14 protein-coding genes are annotated in these 18669 nt (G+C 71.4%); 8 read left to right on the top strand and 6 right to left on the bottom strand.

The window, feature by feature from the left end:
• Nucleotides 1-49 precede the first annotated feature (49 nt).
• On the bottom strand, nucleotides 50-517 hold the full coding sequence (locus tag MKK55_RS15550) for a peroxiredoxin (RefSeq protein WP_147726636.1): 468 nt from the start codon (nucleotides 515-517) through the stop codon (nucleotides 50-52).
• A 171-nt stretch (nucleotides 518-688) separates the two neighbouring features.
• On the opposite strand from MKK55_RS15550, the gene MKK55_RS15555 reads away from it, so the two are divergent.
• Nucleotides 689-4153 (top strand): DUF3971 domain-containing protein, encoded by a 3465-nt coding sequence (locus MKK55_RS15555; protein ID WP_409566069.1) that lies wholly within the window; start codon nucleotides 689-691, stop codon nucleotides 4151-4153.
• A 25-nt stretch (nucleotides 4154-4178) separates the two neighbouring features.
• On the opposite strand, the gene MKK55_RS15560 is transcribed toward MKK55_RS15555, so the two are convergent.
• Nucleotides 4179-4574, bottom strand: coding sequence for a helix-turn-helix transcriptional regulator (locus tag MKK55_RS15560; RefSeq protein WP_147842453.1), 396 nt, complete (start codon nucleotides 4572-4574; stop codon nucleotides 4179-4181).
• A gap of 107 nt (nucleotides 4575-4681) precedes the next feature.
• Between MKK55_RS15560 and MKK55_RS15565 the strand changes: the two genes are divergently transcribed.
• Nucleotides 4682-5428: a glucose 1-dehydrogenase gene (locus tag MKK55_RS15565; protein WP_243936045.1), complete on the top strand. Its 747-nt coding sequence runs from the start codon at nucleotides 4682-4684 to the stop codon at nucleotides 5426-5428.
• A 78-nt stretch (nucleotides 5429-5506) separates the two neighbouring features.
• Here MKK55_RS15565 and tyrS read toward each other — a convergent pair whose 3' ends face one another.
• The gene (gene tyrS, locus MKK55_RS15570; protein WP_147726629.1) at nucleotides 5507-6781 is read right to left on the bottom strand and encodes a tyrosine--tRNA ligase; all 1275 of its coding nucleotides are present in this window, start codon (nucleotides 6779-6781) and stop codon (nucleotides 5507-5509) included.
• A gap of 221 nt (nucleotides 6782-7002) precedes the next feature.
• On the opposite strand from tyrS, the gene MKK55_RS15575 reads away from it, so the two are divergent.
• From MKK55_RS15575 to ribB, 4 genes are all read left to right on the top strand, one after another.
• Entirely contained in the window at nucleotides 7003-8145 is a 1143-nt protein-coding gene (locus MKK55_RS15575; protein WP_147842455.1) for an anhydro-N-acetylmuramic acid kinase, read from the top strand.
• 55 nt (nucleotides 8146-8200) lie between these two features.
• The gene (locus tag MKK55_RS15580) at nucleotides 8201-9298 is read left to right on the top strand and encodes a catalase family protein (RefSeq protein ID WP_243936047.1); all 1098 of its coding nucleotides are present in this window, start codon (nucleotides 8201-8203) and stop codon (nucleotides 9296-9298) included.
• A gap of 139 nt (nucleotides 9299-9437) precedes the next feature.
• Entirely contained in the window at nucleotides 9438-10532 is a 1095-nt protein-coding gene (aroC, locus tag MKK55_RS15585) for a chorismate synthase (protein ID WP_243936057.1), read from the top strand.
• 70 nt (nucleotides 10533-10602) lie between these two features.
• Nucleotides 10603-11679, top strand: a complete 1077-nt coding sequence (gene ribB / locus MKK55_RS15590; RefSeq protein ID WP_243936059.1) for a 3,4-dihydroxy-2-butanone-4-phosphate synthase — start codon at nucleotides 10603-10605, stop codon at nucleotides 11677-11679.
• Here the strand turns inward: ribB and MKK55_RS15595 are convergent.
• From MKK55_RS15595 to MKK55_RS15605, 3 genes are all read right to left on the bottom strand, one after another.
• Nucleotides 11619-14804, bottom strand: a complete 3186-nt coding sequence (locus MKK55_RS15595; RefSeq protein ID WP_243936061.1) for an efflux RND transporter permease subunit — start codon at nucleotides 14802-14804, stop codon at nucleotides 11619-11621. The two genes, ribB and MKK55_RS15595, sit on opposite strands and share 61 nt — an antisense overlap.
• Nucleotides 14805-14808: 4 nt before the next feature.
• Nucleotides 14809-15918 carry an efflux RND transporter periplasmic adaptor subunit gene (locus MKK55_RS15600; protein ID WP_243936063.1) on the bottom strand — a complete coding sequence of 370 codons (1110 nt, stop codon included), beginning with the start codon at nucleotides 15916-15918 and terminating at the stop codon, nucleotides 14809-14811.
• 176 nt (nucleotides 15919-16094) lie between these two features.
• The gene (locus tag MKK55_RS15605; RefSeq protein WP_243936065.1) at nucleotides 16095-17021 is read right to left on the bottom strand and encodes a histone deacetylase family protein; all 927 of its coding nucleotides are present in this window, start codon (nucleotides 17019-17021) and stop codon (nucleotides 16095-16097) included.
• Nucleotides 17022-17208: 187 nt separating this feature from the next.
• Between MKK55_RS15605 and MKK55_RS15610 the strand changes: the two genes are divergently transcribed.
• Both MKK55_RS15610 and MKK55_RS15615 read left to right on the top strand, forming a co-directional pair.
• Nucleotides 17209-17787: a L,D-transpeptidase gene (locus MKK55_RS15610; protein WP_243934834.1), complete on the top strand. Its 579-nt coding sequence runs from the start codon at nucleotides 17209-17211 to the stop codon at nucleotides 17785-17787.
• A gap of 392 nt (nucleotides 17788-18179) precedes the next feature.
• The gene (locus MKK55_RS15615) at nucleotides 18180-18623 is read left to right on the top strand and encodes a hypothetical protein (protein WP_243936074.1); all 444 of its coding nucleotides are present in this window, start codon (nucleotides 18180-18182) and stop codon (nucleotides 18621-18623) included.
• The last annotated feature ends 46 nt before the right edge of the window (nucleotides 18624-18669 follow it).

Here is an 18669-nt window from a genome sequence, read left to right on the forward strand (position 1 = left end):
GGTTAAGAAACCGAGAACCCTCATGCCTCCCGCGGGATGCGGGATCGGCTCAGGGGAGGGCGCGGGCGGCCTCGAGCACCTCCTCGGCATGGCCCGGCACCTTCACCTTCGGCCAGATCCGCGCGATGCGACCGTCTCGGTCGAGCAGCATCGTGGTGCGCTCGACGCCCATGTACTTGCGCCCGTACATGCTCTTCTCGACCCAGACGCCGTAGGCCTCGAGCATCGCCTTGCCCTCGTCGGAGGCGAGCGGGAAGGCGAGGTCGTGCTTGGACGCGAACTTGTCGTGGCTCTTCACCGGGTCGGGCGAGACCCCGATCACGACGGCGTCGGCCGCGTCGAAGTCGGCCAGCCTCGCGTTGAAGGCCTGCGCCTCCAGAGTGCATCCGCTGGTGTCGTCTTTCGGGTAGAAGTAGAGCACGATCTTGTGACCGACGTGCTCGCCGAGCTGGAGCGTCTTGCCGCCGGAGCCGGGAAGGGTGAAGTCGGGAGCGCGTTCGCCTTGGGCGAGGGGCATCGTGCCATCCTTTCGGCCGATTGATGGTGTGCTTTGGCGCGGTGCCGGACCATCCGATGCCCGCGCTTCGGGCGCGAGAGCCGGACACGCTCCGGAAACGCGTCGTCACGAGGTTGCGTCCTAGAATGAGCGCACGTTGCGAAACAGCGGACGCGCCGATGCAAGGTCTTCATGCCTGAGGAAGAGGCCCGGCCTGAGGATACGCCCGGCGGCGGGCAGACGCGCAAGGCCGTTCGGTGCTGGACGCGGCGCTGCCTGTGGACGGCCGCCGCCCTCGTCGTCGTGCTCGGCCTCGGCCTCGGGGGCGGGGTCATGCGCCTCGCATACGGGCCCCTGCAGATCGACGGCCTGTCGGCCCGGGTGTCGTCGGCGCTCGCCGACCGGATCGGGCCGGGCTGGCGCATCAGCCTGCGCGACAGCACCCTCGAGCTCGACTCCGAGAACGCCCTGGCGCTGCGCGTCAGCGGGCTCGATATCCGCAACCCGCAGGGCGCCCTCGTGGTCCGCGCGCCGCTCGCCCTCGTCAGCATCGATCCCTGGAGCCTGCTGAAGCTCGCGCCGACGCCGCGCTCGATCGAGTTCCGCGACGTGCAGATGACGGCGCTCGTCCACCGCGACGGCTCGATCGCCTTCGCGGCCGCCGAGCCGGCGCATCCGGGCGACGCCTCGCCGCACACGCCGCCGAGCGTGGACGCGGCGCGCGGCATGGTCTCGCCGCTCTCGGCCGCAACGGCCTCGATCTTCGGCGTCGTGCTCGACTCCGCCGGCGTCGTCGGCGCGCTCGATCGCGCCCGCATCACCAATGCCCGCCTCACGCTGATCGACGACGACGCCCGCGAGCGCGCGGTGTTCGAGCACGTCAACGGCCTGTTCGGCCGGGACCCGAACCAGGACGCGCGCCTGTTCGAGCTGCGCATCGACGGGCCGCACGGGCAATGGCGCTTCGGCGGCACCCTGCGCGAGGCCGGCGGCCCGCGCCGCACCGGGATCATCACCCTCGACGACCTGCCGGCCACCGACCTGCTGCTGCTCTCCGGCCAGTCGAAGCTGCCGATCACCACCGACCTGAAGCTCTCGGCGCGGGCCGACGTCGCCCTCGACGGCGGCCGCATCGAGGCGATGAAGGCGACGCTGCGCACCAGCGACGGCACCTTCCTCGTCGAGGAGAAGGACTTCAACCCGGTCACCGTCGAGAGCCTGAAGGCCACGGTGAGCTGGGACGAGACCGCCCGGGTGATGACGCTCGACGGGCTCGACTACCTCGGCGCCGGCAACGCGGTGAACCTCACCGGCACCTGGGCCGTGGCCAAGCCGGGCGAGGACTTCGCCTGGACCGCGACCCTGTCGAGTCGGAACGCGACGCTCCGGGGCGCCGCCCCCAAGGACAAGCCGATCACCATCGCGGCGATGGACGGGCACCTCACCGGCCGCGCCGGCGGCGTCGCGATCGACAGCTTCGCGATGAGCGGCGACGGCATCCACGGCAACATGTCCGGCACCCTCGGCACCACCGCCGACGACGACGGCCTCACGCTCCACGTCACCGCCAGCGACAGCGAGGCCCGCACGGCGCTGCGGCTCTGGCCGGAGAACATCGCGCCGGGGGCGCGCAACTACCTCGTCGACGAGCTGCGCGCCGCCCGCATCGAGGCGGTCGACATCACCGTCGACATGTCGGGCGCCGAGCTCGCCGCGGCGACGCGGGGCGACCCGATGCCGGACAACGCGGTGCATATCGACTTCCGTGTCTCGGACGCGACGCTCGAGGTCTCGCCCGACGCGCCGCCGCTGACCCGAGGCAACGTCGCCGGCACGATCACCGGGCGCTCGACCCGGATCAGGAACGTCACCGCCGACATCCGCATGGCCGACGGGCGCGCGCTGAACATCACCGAGGGCGCCTTCGTCATCCCGGAGATCTCGCCCGACAAGGTCGTGGCGGATATCGGCCTTCGCCTGTCGGGCGGCGCAGACGCGCTGGCGGCCCTGCTGCAGACCAAGATGTTCAAGGCGCTGTCGGGCGTCGATCTCGACCCGTCGACGGTGAAGGGCCAGGCCGACCTGCGCATCGGCTTCCCGCTCGACCTCAAGCACATCCCCGACCTGCCCGACCTGCCGGTCGGCGTCTCGGGCACGCTGAACGACCTCGCCGTCGACAAGGTCGTCGGCAAGGACAAGCTCGAAGCCGGCCGCTTCGCCGTGACCTACGACCCGCGCGGCTTCACCCTGAAGGGCGACGCCAAGCTGTCGGGCGCGCCGGTCTCGATCGACATGCATCAGGCCAAGACCGGCGGCACCGGCGAGGTGCTGGTGAACCTGACCGTCGACGACGCCCTGCGGGCGCGCAAGGGCCTGCCGACGGCCCCCCAGCTGAGCGGCCCGATCGCGGTCAAGGCCACCATCCCGCTGGTCAAGGCCGGCGCCACGAAACCCCCGATCCGGGTCGAGGCCGACCTCGCCCGCGCCGGGATCGACGGCCTGCTGCCGGGCCTAAGCAAGGCCGCGGGCAAGGCCGGGCGCCTGACCTTCTCCCTGGTCGATACCGGCCCGGGGATGGACCTGCGCGACATCGCCCTCGATGCCGGCTCGACCACGGCCCGCGGCAGCGCCTCGATCACCGGCGAGGGCGGCCTCGAGCGGGCGGACCTGACCAACCTCAAGCTCTCGCCCGGCGACGACATGCGCGTCACGCTGGATCGCAACGGAAACGGCTACCGCGTCGCGGTGAAGGGGGCGGTGGCCGACGCGCGCCCGTTCCTGAAGATGCTGACCGCGCCCGAAGGCAAGTCGCAGCGGGACGCCAACCCGAAGGACATCGACGCCGACATCCAGCTCGGCATCCTCACCGGCTTCAACGAGGAGGCGCTGACCAACGCCAGCGTGAAGCTGTCCATGCGCGGCAAGGACGTGCGCGCGGCGGCGATGAGCGGCAAGTTCCGCTCCGCCCCCTTCGTCGCGAGCGTGACCAAGGGCGAGCGCGGCACGCCGACGCTGGCGATCGAATCCGGCGATGCCGGCGCGACGCTGCGCTTCGTCGACGTCTACCGGCGGATGTACGGCGGCCGGCTCAATCTCGGCATCGTGCTGAGCGACGGGCCGCAGGCCGGCGTGGTGCAGATCCGCGAGTTCGCGCTGCGCAACGAGCCGGCCCTGTCCAGCATCATGGCCCAGGGACCGGAGACGGTGGAGACCGTCGATGCCCGCGGGCGCAAGCGCACGGTCGCGGGCCAGGGCAGCGCGGTCTCGTTCGACCGGATGCGGGCGAACTTCGTCCGCTCGGGCTCGCGCGTCGACTTCTCCGATGCGGCGATCTCGAACGCGGCGATGGGCTTCACGCTGTCGGGTTTCCTCGACACCGCCCGCGAGCGCACCGACATCAACGGCACCTTCGTGCCGCTCTACGGCCTGAACAACATCGTCTCGCAGGTACCGCTGATCGGACCGCTCCTCGGCGGCGGCCACAACGAGGGCCTGTTCGCGGTCAACTTCCGGGTCGCGGGCAAGCTCAACGCGCCGGACGTCAGCGTGAACCCGCTCTCGGCGGTCGCGCCGGGCTTCCTGCGAAAACTCTTCAGCGCGGGCGGCGGCTCGAACTTCGCCGACGGCGTGCCCCCGGCGGTGCAGGGCGACCGCTGAGGCAGCCGATCCACCGGCGGGCGGCCTACTCCGCGGGCGACGCTTCGCTGCCGCGTGCCGCGGGCGCCGACGGGCCGGCACCGGGCGACCCGTCGCAGGCTCCGGACGCGTAGGCGTTGATGATCGCGCCGAGCAGGCCCGGAAAGCGCGCCTCGACCTCAGCGTAGCGCGACTCGTTGCGCATCTCCACGCCGTGGCGCGCACTGCGGATCAAGCCGGCTTCGCGCAACACCTTGAAGTGGGTCGACAGCGACGATTTCGGGATCACCCGGTCTCCGAGGGCGGAGACGGCCGAGCACGCCTCGACGCAGCCCGCGCGCATGATCCGTGCGAAGATCGCCGCGCGGTTCGGATCGGACAGGGCGTGGAGGATCGCGTCCGGGCGCACGTCCTCCATCGCGGGATGGAACAGGGATCTCATGATTTCGGCATATGGGGGCTTGATCCGCGCGACATTAGTTCCGAAATCCCGAACTATGGGAATACGGCGGCCATCCCGGTGCCGGCCCATGCTGAGGGTTAGCATACATGTCCAAGCTCGCAGGCAAAGTCGCCGTCGTGACCGGCGCATCGAAGGGCATCGGTGCCGGCATCGCCAAGGCGCTGGCAGAGGATGGCGCGGCGGTCGTCGTGAACTACGCATCGAGCAAAACCGGCGCGGAGGCGGTCGTCGCCGCGATCACCGCGGCCGGCGGCCGGGCGATCGCGGTCCAGGGCGACGTCTCCCAGGCCGCCCAGGCGCAAGCGGTGATCGAGGCGGCGGTGACGGCATTCGGCCGGCTCGACGTGCTGGTCAACAATTCCGGCGTCTACGACTTCGCGGCGATCGAGGAGATCACCGAGGCGCATTACCGCAAGCTGTTCGACGTCAACGTGCTCGGCGTGCTGCTGGCGACCCAGGCGGCCGCCAAGCACCTCGGCGAGGGCGGCAGCATCGTCAACATCTCGTCGGCGATCACCCACGTGCATACGCCAACGGCGGCGGTCTATGCCGGGACGAAGGGCGCCCTCAACGCGATCTCGGGGGTGCTCGCCAACGAGCTGGCGCCGCGCCGGATCCGGGTCAACACGGTCAGCCCGGGCTACGTGGTGACCGAGGGCACCCATTCGGCCGGCATCGCCGGATCCGAGATGGAAGCCGGCTTCGTCGCGCAGACCCCGCTCGGCCGCGCCGGCGCGCCGGACGACATCGCCCGGGTGGTCGCCTTCCTCGCCTCCGACGACGCGCGCTGGCTCACCGGCGAGGTGATCACCGCGAGCGGCGGCATCCGCTGACGAACGGCCCCGCATGACGAACGGCCCCGCATAAAGACGAAGCCGAGCCCGGTCCGGGCCCCGCTTCGCCGCGAGCGGTCACGCCACGCGCAGCAGCACGTGGCGCTTCTTGCCGAACGAGAGCTTGATCACGCCGGTCTTGGCGAAGTCGGCGGTGCGCAGCACGGCACGCTCGTCGGTGAGGACCACGTCGTCGATGCGCAGGCCCCCGCTCTTGATCTGGCGGCGGGCCTCGCTCGTGGACGGCACCAGCTTGGCGTATTCCGGCCCGAAGGCGCTGAGCACGCCGAGGCCGGCATCGACGAGGTCGCGCGAGACGGTGACGCTCGGCAGGTCCTCGGCCAGCGTCCCCTCGACGAAGGTCTTCCGCGCGGTCTCGGCGGCGGCGTCCGCCGCCTCGCGGCCGTGCATCAGCGCCGTCGCCTCGGTGGCGAGCCGCACCTTGGCCTCGTTGATCCCGGCCCCGCCCTTCGCGGCGAGGTCGGCGATCTCGGGCAGCGGGAGGAAGGTGAACAGCTTGAGGAAGCGCGCGACGTCGGCATCCTCGGTGTTCCGCCAGAACTGCCAGTAATCGTACGGCTTCAGCATCCCGGCATCGAGCCAGACCGCGCCGGCGGCGGTCTTGCCCATCTTGGCGCCCGACGCGGTGGTCAGCAGCGGGCAGGTCAGCCCGAGCAGGCCCGGGACGCCCATGCGGCGGCCGAGATCGATGCCGTTGACGATGTTGCCCCACTGGTCCGACCCGCCCATCTGCATGGTGCAGCCGTGGCGGCGGTTCAGCTCGACGAAGTCGTAGGACTGGAGGATCATGTAGTTGAATTCCAGGAACGAGAGTTCCTGGTCGCGCTCCAGCCGCATCCGCACGCTGTCCATCGACATCATGCGGTTGACCGAGAAATGGCGACCGACGTCGCGCAGCATCTCGATGTAGTTCAGCTTGGTCAGCCATTCGGCGTTGTCGACCATGATCGCGCCGGTCGCCGAGCCGTCGAAGGCGAGGAACCGGGCGAAGGTCTTCTGGATGCCGGCCTTGTTGGCCTCGATCTGCTCCAGGCTGAGGATCTTTCGCGATTCGTCGCGCCCCGAGGGGTCGCCGACGCGGGTGGTGCCGCCGCCCATCAGCGCGATCGGCCGGCCGCCGGTCTTCTGCAGCCAGTGCAGCATCATGATCGACAAGAGGTGGCCGATATGGAGCGAGGCCGCGGTGCAGTCGTAGCCGACGTAAGCCGTGAGCCGCCCCTCGGCCGCGGCCGCGTCCAGCGCGGCGAAGTCCGAGCACTGGTGGACGTAGCCGCGCTCGCTCAGGACTTTCAGGAACTCGGATTTCGGCGCGAAGGGCTCGGCGGCGGTCATGGGAGGCTCGGACTTCTCGGTTCGAAGCGGGCGGCTCCGGCACGGGACCGGACCGGTCCTGCTCGCTGGCGCGTCCGCTCGCAAAAGGGCATGAGGCGGCTGAGTGTCACTCGCAAAACCTCCGTCGCGTCGTCGTCGCCATCTCGGGCGCCCGCAGGGATCGGAGGTTTTGCGAGGGTCACCCATAGCAGGACGACCGGCGAAAGGCACGGGGGCAGGTCATGACCATGATGCGCGCGATCGGCCTGATGAGCGGCACGTCGCTCGACGGCGTGGACGTCGCCCTGATCGAGACCGACGGCGAGGCCGTCCACGTGGTCAAGGGCCACAACAACTACCTCGAGCCCCTGGGGCCGACCGGCTACCGCGGCTATTCCGAGGACGAGAAGGTCCTGCTGCGCGCCGCCACCAAGGACGCCGAGGGCGTCGTCGCCCCCGGCGACCGGCCCGGCCGGCTGCCCGAGGCGGAGGCCTTCGTCACCGAGGCGCATGCCCAGGCGGTCGAGCAGTTTCTCGCCGAGAACGGGCTCTCGGCCGCCGACATCGACGTGATCGGCTTCCACGGCCAGACGGTGATCCACCGCCCGGACCAGCGCATCACGATCCAGATCGGCGAGGGGCAGGCGCTCGCCGACCGGTTGCGCATTCCGGTCGTCTCCGACCTGCGCCGCGCCGACATCGAGGCGGGCGGCCAGGGGGCGCCCCTGGTGCCGGTGTTTCACCAGGCGCTGGCCGCGGCCTCGGGGTTCGAGGGCGCCTACGGCATCCTCAACATCGGCGGCGTCGCCAACGCGACCCTGGTCGACGCGAAGGGCGGCGTGATCGCCTTCGACACGGGGCCCGGCAACTCGCTGATCGACGAGTGGATGCAGGAGCGCGAGGGCAAGAACCTCGACGACGGCGGCCGCACCGCCGCGCGCGGGCGAGCCGACGAGCCGCTGCTGGCGTGGCTGCTGACGCACCCGTTCTTCTTCCGGCGGCCGCCGAAATCGCTCGACCGCAACTGGTTCTCGCACAAGCTCGCGGGCCAGCTCTCGACCGAGGACGGCGCGGCGACGCTCACCGCCTTCACGGCCCGCGCGGTCGCCCGGGCGCTCGACCATGCCCCGGAGATCCCGGCCCGCTGGATCGTCGCGGGCGGCGGCGCCCGCAACGGCGAGTTGGTGCGGCTCTTGAACTATCACCTGCGCGCCGAGATCACGACGGCCGACGCCATCGGCTGGTCCTCGGCCTTCCTCGAGGCGCAGGCCTTCGCGCACCTGGCCGTGCGCTCGCTCAAGGGTCTGCCGATCACGTTTCCGTCGACCACCGGCGTGCGCGAGCCGATGACCGGCGGCGTCCTGGCGCGACCGCGGGATACCTGAGCGCCAAGCGCGGTTCACCCTGGAGCGATTCTCGAAGAGCTTCAAAGCGAGCCCCATGACCGACCGCGCGAACCCGATCCGCTACCACGACAACGTCGAAACCCCGGCCCCCGACGAAAACCACGTCATCGACGAGATCATCGCCTCGATGACCCGCGAGAGCGAGACCACCGCCGCACGCTACAAGCACGCCGTGCGCGCCTCGCACGCCAAGATCAGCGGCATCGTCGTCGGCGAGCTCCAGGTGCTGCCGAACCTGCCCGGGGAGCTGGCCCAGGGCCTGTTCGCGACGGCGGGCACGCATCCGGCGATCGTGCGGTTCGCACAGGGGCCGGGCGAGCTCCTGAAGGACAGCGTCTCGACCCACCGCGGCATGGCGATCAAGGTGCTCGGCGTCGCCGGCGAGAAGCTCGCCGGTCACGCGGCCGACACCCAGGACTTCGTGCTCGCCACCGGGCCGGTCTTCCCGAACCCGGACGCGAAGGGCTTCCTCGGCAGCATGAAGCAGCTCGAAGCCGGCACCAAGGCGCCGGAGGCGGTGAAGGTCGCGGTCTCGGCGACGGCGCGGGCGGCCGATTCGGTCGTGAAGGCGGTGACCGGCAAGAGCGCGCCGCTGCTCGATTTCTTCGGACACCAGCCGCTGCATCCCCTGGCCGAGCCGTACTACTCGCAGGCGGCGCTGCGCTACGGCGACCACATCGCCAAGATCGCCGCGTTCCCGGCCGCGCCCGCGCAGGAGGCCCTGGCGAAGGAGGAGCTTCACCCCGGCGACGACCCGGACACCTTCCGCCACGCGGTCGCGGCCTTCTTCCGCGGCCAGGAGGTGGTGTTCGAGATCCGCGTGCAGCTCTGCCTCGACCTGAACGACATGCCGATCGAGGACGCCTCGAAGGAATGGTCGGAGGAGGCCAGCCCCTACCGCACCGTCGCCCGCCTCGTGCTGCCGGCGCAGGACGCGACGAGCGAGACCCGCCGCGCCTACGCCGACGACGTGCTCTCCTTCCGTCCCGCCCACAGCCTCGCGGCGCACCGTCCGCTGGGCTCGCTGATGCGGGCGCGGCTGAAGACCTACCAGGCGCTCTCGAGCTTCCGCCATGCCCGCAACGGCGTGCCGGAAACCGAGCCGCGCGCCATCGAGGAGGTGCCGGCTTGATCGCCCGCATGGGCGCCGCCAGTCGGCGTCGCGCCGAACGCTCTCCCTTCCCTTCGGGGGAGGGAGGCGGCCACCCGACGCAGACGCAACGCGGCCCCGATTTGTGCCTCCGCCGCCCGCGCGCTAGAGCACGCGCACGATGTCCCACAACACGTTCGGCCACCTGTTCCGCGTCACCACCTTCGGCGAGAGCCACGGGGTCGCCCTCGGCTGCGTCGTCGACGGGTGCCCGCCCGGGCTGGCGCTGGAGGCCGAGGAGATTCAGGCCGAGCTCGACCGGCGCAAGCCCGGACAGTCGCGCTTCACCACCCAGCGGCGCGAGCCGGACCAGGTGAAGATCCTGTCGGGCGTGTTCGCCGACGACCGCACCGGGGGTCGCCAGCTCACCACCGGCACGCCGATCGCGCTGATGATCGAGAACACCGATCAGCGCTCGAAGGACTATTCGGAGATCCGCGACAGCTACCGCCCGGGCCATGCCGACTACGCCTACGACGCCAAGTACGGCATCCGCGACTATCGCGGGGGCGGGCGCTCGTCGGCGCGCGAGACCGCGGCGCGGGTCGCGGCCGGCGCCATCGCGCGCAAGGTGATCCCCGGCGTCACGATCCGCGCGGCTTTGGTGCAGATGGGTCCGCACGCGATCGACCGGTCGCGCTGGGATTGGGAGGCGGTCGGCGCCAACCCGTTCTTCTGCCCCGACGCGGCGACCGCGAAATTCTACGAGGACTACCTCGACGGCATCCGCAAGGACGGCTCGTCGATCGGCGCGGTGATCGAGGTGGTGGCCGAGGGCGTGGCACCCGGCCTCGGCGCGCCGATCTACGGCAAGCTCGACGCGGAGCTGGCCGCCGCGATGATGTCGATCAACGCGGTCAAGGGCGTCGAGATCGGCGACGGCTTCGCTTCGGCGGCGCTCCGCGGCGAGGACAACGCCGACGAGATGCGCGCGAGCAACGACGGGCGCCCGACGTTCCTGGCCAACCATGCCGGCGGCGTGCTCGGCGGCATCTCGACCGGCCAGCCGATCGTGGTGCGGTTCGCGGTGAAGCCGACCTCGTCGATCCTCACGCCCCGGCGCACGGTCACGGGCGACAACCGCGACGTCGACCTGATCACCAAGGGCCGTCACGATCCCTGCGTCGGCATCCGGGCCGTCCCCGTCGCCGAGGCGATGATGGCGTGCGTGCTCGCCGACCACCATCTCCGCCATCGGGGGCAGGTCGGCACCTGACTTCGGCGCCTCACGTCGGCGCCCGACGCCCGACCGTCCCCGGACGCAAAGCCCATTCGAGTACCGAACCGTGCCCCACATCTCCGTCACCTCCGCCATCGAAGCCTTCGCCCGCGGCGAGATCGTCGTCGTCACCGACGACGACGATCGCGAGAACGAGGGCGACCTCGTCGTCGCCGCGATCCATTGCACGCCGGAGAAGATGGCGTTCATCGTCCGCAACACCTGCGGCATCGTCTGCGCGCCGGTGACGGTCGCGGAGGCGCGCCGCCTCAACCTCGCCCCGATGGTCGCCTCGAACGACGCGCCGCTCGGCACCGCCTTCACCGTCACGGTGGACGTGAAGCACGGGCTGACCACCGGCATCTCGGCCGAGCAGCGCTGCAACACCGTGCGGGCGCTCGCCAACGGCAACATGGGCGCCGACGACTTCGTCCGCCCCGGGCACGTCTTTCCGCTGATCGCGCGGGACGGCGGCGTGCTGATGCGCTCAGGCCATACGGAAGCCGCGGTCGACCTGTGCAAGCTCGCCGGCCTGCCGCCCGTCGGCGTGATCTGCGAGCTCGCCAACGACGACGGCACGGTGATGAAGGGGCCGCAGATCGCGGCGTTCGCCGAGACGCACAGCCTCGCCCGCGTCTCGGTGGCCGACCTGATCGCCTACCGCCAGGCGCGCGACAAGCTGGTCGAGCGCGTCGGCCACTTCCCGGTCGAGACCGAGTTCGGCCCGATGACGGGCTACGCCTACACCACGCCGTTCGAGGCGATCCAGCAATTCGCCTTCGTCCACGGCGACATCGGCGACGGCCGCAACGTGCTGGTCCGGCTCCATCGCTCGGACGTCGTCGCCGACGTGATCGAGGGCGGTCGCCAGATCGAGACGGTGATGCGCCGGTTCGCGCGGGAGGGCCGCGGCATCCTCGTGTACCTGCGCGACGGCACCGCCGGGGTTCCGCTGAACCGCGTCGCGGACGAGGGCACCGAGGCGCAGCGCGTGCGCCAGTGGCGCGAGGTGGGCCTGGGCGCGCAGATCCTGCGCGACCTCGGCGTGGTCTCGATCCGCAACCTCTCGACCTCGGCCCGCGCCTATGTCGGCCTGTCGGGCTTCGGGATCGAGATGCTCGGCGACGAGCCGCTGGAGGGATAGTCCGCGACGAACCGGCCGTAGCGCAGCGCCAAGGCCGGCAGGATCGCGATGTTCAGCACCGTCGAGGTGACGAGCCCGCCCAGGATCACGATCGCCATCGGCCCCTCGATCTCGCGCCCCGGCTCGCCGGCGCCGAGCGCCAGCGGCAGCAGGCCGAGGCCGGTGACGAGGGAGGTCATCAGGATCGGCACCAGCCGGTCGCCGGCGCCCTCCGCGGCGGTGGCGGCGTCCCAGCTGCGCTCCTCGCGGGCGACCATGTGCTCGTAATGGACGATCAGCATGATCGCGTTGCGCAAGCTGATCCCGAACAGGGTGACGAAGCCGACGATCGAGCCGAGCGAGACCACCGCGCCGGTCGCCGCCACGGCGAGCACGCCGCCGACGAAGGCGAAGGGCAGGTTGACCAGCACCAGGACGAGGTTGCGCACCGACCCGGTCACCACCGCGAGCAGCAGCACGATGCCGAGGCCGGCGAGCGCGGAATAGGTCAGCAGGTCGGCGCGCGCCCGCGCCTGCGTCTCCGCGGCGCCCTCGAAGGCGACGTAGACGCCGGGCGGAAGGGTCACCTCCTTGGCGACCTTGCGCTTGGCCGCCTCGACGAAGGAGGCCACGTCGCGCCCCGTCACGTTGGCGGTCACCGCCTGAACCCGCTGCGCGCCCGCGTGCTGGACCTGGTAGCGCCCGGCCGTCTCGTAGACGTCGGCGACCTGGGCCAGCCGGATGTAGCTGCCGCTCGTGGTCCGCAGCGGTAGGTCGCCGAGGCGGGTGAGGTGCGCGCGGGTCGCCCGGTCGAGGACGACGATGACGTTGAAGACGGCGTTGCCCTCGTAGGCCTGGCCGACCACGTCGCCCTGGTAGGCGGTACGGACGATCTCCAGCACCTCGATCGCGTCGAGGCCCCAGTGGCGCAGGTCGTTCCGGCGCAAGGACACGGTGATCTGCGGCAGGCCGGCGGGCGATTGCTGCTGCACGTCGGCGGCGCCCCGCACCTCGGCGAGCTCGCGGGCGACGTCGCGGGCCGCCGCCTCGATCCGGTCGAGGTCGGCGCCGAACACGTTGATCACCACCGGCGCGGTGTAGCCCGAGACCGTCTCCTCGATGCGCTCGGTGAGGAAGGTCTTGAGCGAGAACGCGGCGCCGGGCGTGCCCGCCATCAGCGCGCGGATGCCGGCCTCGCTCCGCCCCTGCGCCGCGCCGTCGAGGCCGGGCTCGAGGTCGATGTGGATCTCGCTGTAATGCGTGCCGGCCGTGTCCTGGCCGGCCTCGGCCCGTCCGACCTGCTGCGCCACGGCGCGGACGCCGGGCACCGCCTTGAGCCCGGCGGTCATGCGCGCGCCGAGCCGCAGCGATTCCTGCAGCGAGGTGCCCGGCGCCGCCGCCATGTGCAGGATCAGGTGGCCCTCCTTGAGGTCCGGCAGGAAGGTGCCGCCGAAGAAGGGCAGGGCGGCCGCGCCGGCGAGGGTGAGGAGGACGGCCGCCGTCGCCGCCCAGCCGAAGCGCCGCTCGACGGCCCCAAGCATCCGCGCGTAGGCGGCGCGCGCGATCCGCATCACCGGGGGATCGCGCGCGGGCAGGTCCTTGCGCGCGACCAGCGCCATCGCGAGCGCCGGGGTCACCGTGAGCGCCACCGCGAGCGAGGCCACCACCGCCAGGATGTAGGCGAGCGCCAGCGGGCCGAACAGGCGCCCGGCGACGCCGGTGAGCGCCAGCACCGGCAGGAACACCAGCAGCACGGCAAAGGTGGCGTAGGCCACCGCGCCCCGCACCTCGAGGATCGCGTCGCGCACCACCCGCGCGACCGGAAGCGGCACGGCGAGGCGGCGGTTCTCGCGCAGGCGCCGCACCGCGTTCTCGATGCCGATCACCGCGTCGTCCACCACCTCGCCGATGGCGATGGCCAGCCCCCCGAGGGTCATCGTGTTGAGGCTCTCGCCCATCGCCCCGAGCACCAGCACGGCGGCGAGCAGCGAGAGCGGGATCGCCACCGCGCTGATGACGGCCGTGCGCCAGTCGAACAGGAACACGAACAGCACCACGACGACCAGGATGCCGCCGAGCGCCAGCGCCTGCAGCACGTTGCCGTTGGCCTGGGCGATGAAGTTCGCCGGGCGGAAGAGGTCGCCGCGCAGCACGATGCCGTCGCGCTCCAGCCCGGGCCGAAGCTCGTCGAGGGCCGCCTCGACCCGGCGCGTCGCCTCCAGGGTGTTGGCGCCGATCTGCGCACCGACCATCAGGAGGATGCCGGGCCGGCCGTCGACGAGCGCCGCGCCGATCGGCGGCTCGGGGGCGGCGACCACGGTGGCGACGTCGCCGAGCACCACGCTCGCGCCGCCCTCGTTGACGAGCACCGTGCGGGCGATCTCCTCCGGCGTCACCGACTGGCCTTCCGTCTGGAGGGCGATGCGCTGGTTGGGGGTGTCGACGAAGCCGGCGCCGCGCACCCCGGTGGCCTTGCGCGCGGCCACGAGCACGTCGTTCAGGCCGAGGCGGAAGCGGATCAGGTCGTGCGGCCGCACCTCGACCTGGAAGGCGCGCACCGCCCCGCCGTAGACCGAGACCTGGGCGATGCCGGGCACCGCGAGCAGCCGCAGGCGCACCCGCCAGTCGGCGATCGTGCGCAGGTCGAGGGCGGAGCGGCTCTCCGAGGTCAGCCCGACCAGGAGCACGGTGCTGGTCGAGGAGGTCAGCGCGGTCATCGCCGGCGGCAGCACGCCCTGCGGCAGGCGCCCGGCGAGGCTCGCCAGCCGCTCGGTCACGAGCTGGCGCACCCGGTAGATGCTGCTGCCGGCGTTGAAGGTGGCGGTGATGACCGACAGGCCCTGGATCGAGCTCGACCGCAGGCTGGCGAGGCCGGGAAGCCCGTTGACGGCGACCTCGACGGTCTGGGTCACCAGGATCTCGACCTGCTCCGGGTTGAGCCCCGGCGCCTCGGTCTGGATCACCACCGAGGGCGGCGCGAACTCGGGGAAGACGTCGTACTTCGCCTGGCCGAGGCTGGCGGTGCCGTAGACCAGCAACGCCAGCGCCAAGGCCACGACGATGCCGGGGAAGCGGATCGCGAAGGCGACCAGGGCGGCCTGCGGGCCGACGGGATCGGGCGCGGCGGGGCTTTGATCGGACGACATCGGCTCAGTCGTCGTCCGCGCCACCGGCGGCCTGCACCTGGGCCTTCATCTCCTCCGACAGCAGGGCCTGCGCGCCCCGCATCACGATCTCGGTCTCGCCGGCGAGATCCGCGACGACGAAGCCGTCGCCCGAGAGCGCGGGGTCGGCGCCGAGCGCGTGGCGGGCGAACCCGGTCTCGCCGACCGCGCGGTAGAACCAGGCCCCGCCCTGCCAGTGCACCACCGCCTCCTCGGGCACGAGCACGCCGGTGGCGGCCCGCGACGAGGTGATGAAGGCCAGCGTGCTCATGCCGGGGAGGAGGCCGCTGTCGCCGGAGACCGTGTAGAACGAGCTGAGGCCCTGGATGCGCTGGTCGGTGCGGGTCGCGGCCGAGACGAAGCGCAGCGCCACGCGCTCGCTCTGCGGCGGCACCTCCGCGAAGGCCGCGCCGGGCCGGCCCTTCAGCGTCTCCCCGGGCGGCAGCGTCACCTGCACCAGGAAGTCGGCGCGCTCGATCAGCCGGGTCACGAGGACCGAGCGCTCGACGATGCCGCGGCCGATCACCGGCCCCCATTCCTGCTGCGCGGTGGCGCTGAGCGTCCGCACCTGCGACTGCGCGGCGGCGAGCGCCGCCTGGTCGGTCTGGAACGTGCCCTCGGTGGTCTCGATCTGAACCTGCGTCGTGTAGGGCCCGAGGGATTTGGCGCGCTGGAACGCGGCCCGCGAGACCTCGACCCGCGCCTGCGCGGTCTGCAGCTGCGCCGTCGCGGCGGCGTAGGAATTCGTGAGCTCCGTCACCCGCGCGAGGTCGAGGACGCTGCCGTAGGCCTGGATCTCGATCGGGTGCGATTCGGGCTGCCGCCGTGCGGTCTCGAGGCCGATCCGGGCGCGTTCCTCGGGCGTGAGCGCCACGACGACGCGTCCGCCCTCGACCGCGGTGCGCTGGGGGGCAGCGAATGGCGTGGGCTTGACGGGGGCGGGGGCGGACCTGGCCGCATCGCGCGCCACGAAAAGGTTCGTCAGCCGTGAAGCGACCTGCCGAACGTCGTCGCCGGCGAAAGCCGCGACGAGCGCCACACCGGCCAGCCCGATCGCCGTCGCCCAAACCAGCCCGTAGCCACGCCTCTGCCGCACCCGATCCACCCCATCGACGAGCGGCCGCCATGCCGGCCGACGCCGGGCGTGGCATTACCACATAATCCCGGTTCCGATTGCCGAATTATCCTGAAACCCGACGATGACGATCGTTGGCTACACTTTCCGACGATCCCCCCCCTCCTCGGGGGAGGAAAGGGCACCCGATCTCTCCCTCATCGCCCCATCAGCGCGTCGACATGCGCCGACACCGAGCGGCCGAGGCCGTCGAGGCTGTAGCCGCCCTCCAGCATCGAGACGAGGCGGCCGCCGGCGTGCCGGTCGGCGACCTCCATCAGCTTGCGCGTGGCCCAGCCGAAATCGGCTTCGGTCAGGCGCAGGTTGGCCAGGGGATCGAGGTGGTGGGCGTCGAAGCCGGCCGACAGGATGATCACGTCGGGCGCGAAGGCGTCGACCCGGGCGAGGATGCCGGCTTCGAACGCCTCGCGGAAGACCGCGCCGTCGTCGCCCGGGCGCAGGGGCACGTTGACGATGGTGTCCTTCGCGCCGCGCTCGGAGGCCGCGCCGGTGCCGGGAAACAGCGGCATCTGGTGGGTCGAGGCGTACATCACGTCGGCATCGTCCCAGAAGATGTCCTGCGAGCCGTTGCCGTGGTGCACGTCCCAATCGACCAGCGCCACGCGGGTCGCGCCCTTGGCGCGGGCGTGGCGCGCGGCGATGGCGGCGTGGTTGAACAAGCAGAATCCCATCGCCCGGGTGCGCTCGGCATGGTGGCCGGGCGGGCGCATGGCGACGAAGGCGTTGCTGCATTCGCACCCCATCACCGCATCGACCGCCATGATGCCGCCGCCGACGGCGCGAAGCGTCGCCTCCAGGCTGCCCGGGGACATCAGCGTATCCGAATCGATCGCGACCATCCCGTCCTTGGGCGAGGCGGCGACGATCGCCTCGACATAGGCGGCGGGGTGGGCGAGCGTGGCGACCGAGGCCTCGGCCTGCGGCGCCATGGTGCGGACGAGGCCGGAGAAGCGCTCGTTCTCCAGGACGCGCTCGATCGCGCGGATGCGGTCGGGCCGCTCGGGATGCCCCTCGGGCACGGCGTGGTCGAGGGCGGCCGGGTGGCTCACGTACAGGGTCGTCACGATCATCCCTCCGGCTGTGCGCGCCGCCTCGCTGCGGACGCACCTGTCGCAAAGCGGCAACAGCGCTTGGCATTGTGCCCGCGGGCAACGCGGGACGCTACGCCGAAGTGCCTCGTCCGCCTATGCTTGGGTCAGTTTCCGTCAACCCTGGTTCGAACGGCGGAAGCCCACTCGAGAGAGGCCCGCCATGCGCTTCGCCCCGATCATCGCGTGTGCCGTGCTGCTCTCGGGCTGCAACTTCAAGGCGGTGCCCGATCCGGCCCTGTCGGCACGGGACACCGCCTTCATGGCGCTGGTGCCGGACGCCGAGTTCGACCCGCACTTCGCCCGCTACCAGGTCACCGACCCGACGAAGGAGCAGCCCGGCACCATCGTGATCGAGACGATGGAGCGGCAGCTCTACCTCGTGCTGCCCGACGGCAAGGCGATGCGCTACGGCGTCACCGTGGGCGACGAGGCCTATGGCTGGAAGGGCACCGCGACGGTCGACCGCAAGGCGGAATGGCCGGCCTGGAACCCGCCGGCCGAGATGGTCAAGCGCTGGCCGCACGTCCACCCGATGCAGGGCGGGCCGGGCAACCCGCTCGGCGCCCGCGCGCTCTACCTCTCCGACAAGGGCCGCGACACGCTCTACCGCATCCACGGCACCAACGAGCCGGAGAAGATCGGCCAGGCCGCGTCGTCCGGCTGCATCCGCATGCGCAACATCGACGTGGTCGACCTGTTCAACCGCGTGCCGGTGGGCGCGACGGTGATCGTGCGCTGAGGGCGGACGACCTTCGGTCCGTTTCCCCTCGTCGTTCCGGGGCTGCGAAGCAGAGCCCGGAACCCAGAGCCGCCGACGCCAGCCGGATCCGCCACCGCCGGCGGCTCTGGATTCCGGGCTCGCCTGCGGCGCCCCGGAATGACGGGATAGCGGTGAGCGGGTGACGTTTCATCTGCGTTCCCGGAGAGCGGGCGACGATCGTGCGGTCTCGACAGATGCCGGCATGTCGCTCGAAAAAAGCAAGATTCTCGAAACGCTCATTCGTGAGCACGCTTTAACCTGAACGCCGGTTCAGATTTGGCCGTTAACCTCTGAAGACGATCTCGTCTCCTACAGTCCAATACACACGAGGACAGGCGGCGACCGAACAAAGGTCGCGGAGGAATTCGGTCATGATCAACGTTTCTCTTCAAGACTTCTGCAACCATGCCGTCGCCGAGGGCCGTATCGCGTCGGCCGACGTGCAGGCCCTGCTGCGCGACGTGCTGCCGGACGGCATCGCCCATCGCGACGAGGCCGACATGCTGATCGCCCTGGAGCGGGCGGTGCCCGACGCCGATCCGGCCTTCGCCGACGCGCTGGTCGCCCTCGTGGTCGACTTCGCGGTCTGGGGCGAGCGTCCCTCGGGCTACGTCGACCGCGCGGTCGCCGCCTGGCTTTCGGCGTCGCTCGCCGGCCTCACCGGCCCGACGCCGGCCGGCGCGCGAATCGCCGTCGAGGTCGTCCGGGAGGCGCAGGGGAGCGCCGAGGCGCTGATGGTGTTCGCGATGGAAGCCAACCGCTGGACCCGCGAGCCGGCCAGGACCGACCGGCCGCGCTTCGCGCTGGCCGCTTGAAACGAGACCAAAAACTTTTGACCGCGGTCGCCCAGGCATCGGCCGC

This window comes from Methylobacterium sp. J-059 (assembly GCF_022829485.1).
Taxonomy (GTDB): Bacteria; Pseudomonadota; Alphaproteobacteria; order Rhizobiales; family Beijerinckiaceae; genus Methylobacterium.

Coding starts and splice junctions, on each gene's coding strand:
- aroC (WP_243936057.1), top strand. CDS start 9,438: ATGTCCCACAACACGTTCGGCCACCTGTTCCGCGTCACCACCTTCGGC.
- MKK55_RS15565 (WP_243936045.1), top strand. CDS start 4,682: ATGTCCAAGCTCGCAGGCAAAGTCGCCGTCGTGACCGGCGCATCGAAG.
- MKK55_RS15555 (WP_409566069.1), top strand. CDS start 689: ATGCCTGAGGAAGAGGCCCGGCCTGAGGATACGCCCGGCGGCGGGCAG.
- MKK55_RS15580 (WP_243936047.1), top strand. CDS start 8,201: ATGACCGACCGCGCGAACCCGATCCGCTACCACGACAACGTCGAAACC.
- MKK55_RS15575 (WP_147842455.1), top strand. CDS start 7,003: ATGACCATGATGCGCGCGATCGGCCTGATGAGCGGCACGTCGCTCGAC.
- MKK55_RS15595 (WP_243936061.1), bottom strand. CDS start 14,804: ATGTCGTCCGATCAAAGCCCCGCCGCGCCCGATCCCGTCGGCCCGCAG.
- MKK55_RS15550 (WP_147726636.1), bottom strand. CDS start 517: ATGCCCCTCGCCCAAGGCGAACGCGCTCCCGACTTCACCCTTCCCGGC.
- MKK55_RS15560 (WP_147842453.1), bottom strand. CDS start 4,574: ATGAGATCCCTGTTCCATCCCGCGATGGAGGACGTGCGCCCGGACGCG.
- MKK55_RS15610 (WP_243934834.1), top strand. CDS start 17,209: ATGCGCTTCGCCCCGATCATCGCGTGTGCCGTGCTGCTCTCGGGCTGC.
- MKK55_RS15615 (WP_243936074.1), top strand. CDS start 18,180: ATGATCAACGTTTCTCTTCAAGACTTCTGCAACCATGCCGTCGCCGAG.
- tyrS (WP_147726629.1), bottom strand. CDS start 6,781: ATGACCGCCGCCGAGCCCTTCGCGCCGAAATCCGAGTTCCTGAAAGTC.